Origin of the sequence: Halomonas sp. ND22Bw, from assembly GCF_003011945.1 — a bacterium.
GTDB lineage: Bacteria > Pseudomonadota > Gammaproteobacteria > Pseudomonadales > Halomonadaceae > Halomonas > Halomonas halophila.
This window is the reverse complement of the sequence record NZ_PXWD01000054.1, coordinates 1-657: the sequence shown is the minus strand read 5'-3', so window position 1 is coordinate 657 and position 657 is coordinate 1. Positions and strand designations below refer to the sequence as shown.

The window sequence follows — 657 nt, the reverse complement described above, 5'->3', positions numbered from 1 at the left end:
CGCCGCGTCTCGGGCTTCTTGGCGGACTCGATCCAGCAGATCCATTCGTTGCGGGCGAGGGGCGTGATGTCCGTCCAGGTCGCCAGGGCCGCAGGATTGCGCGTCAGCGCAAGCCGCAGATCGCTTGGCAGATCATGGACGCCGCCGCCAGCGATGTTCGTCGGCTCGGACATCAGGTTTTGTCGCAGCGAACGGGCGCGTCCGCAATCGCCTCAGAACCGCCTGGCGAGGCCGACGCCGAACGCGACATCGGGGTTGTCGTCGTTCAGGCCCAGGTCGACGCCGAAATCCAGCTGAGTGTCGGGCAGGGCGGGCGGCGACCAGGCGGCGGTCAGGTCGAAGGTGGATTGGGTGGTCGGCTGCGCGGGATCGTCGTCGCGGCTGATCCAGAGTTCGGCGCCCAGGTTCCACTGGCCGATGTCGCGATCCAGACCGGCGACCATCGTATAGGCGGCATGGCGACCCTCGCCGTCCGCATCGGACACCCAGCCGACCCGAGGCGACAGGCTGAGGCTCCAGTCGGCGTCGAGCGGCAGCGAAACGGGCAGGATCACGCCGCCTTCAAACCCGTCGGCGCGGATGTCGCGGGCGCCGGTCGGGGCGGTCACGAACCCCTGAAAAGCCACTGACAGGCCCGATCCGTCGGGATTGGTCAGC

General features: G+C 68.6%; 2 protein-coding genes. Both read right to left on the bottom strand.

All coding sequences use genetic code 11. The features are described from left to right. Positions 1–173 (bottom strand): YdeI/OmpD-associated family protein (locus CVH10_RS16915; RefSeq protein ID WP_106489327.1); only part of this gene is annotated, 173 nt, incomplete at its 3' end. Positions 174–212: 39 nt separating this feature from the next. Beyond that, a partial coding sequence (locus CVH10_RS16910) for a transporter (RefSeq protein WP_181244441.1) occupies positions 213–657 on the bottom strand: 445 nt, incomplete at its 5' end.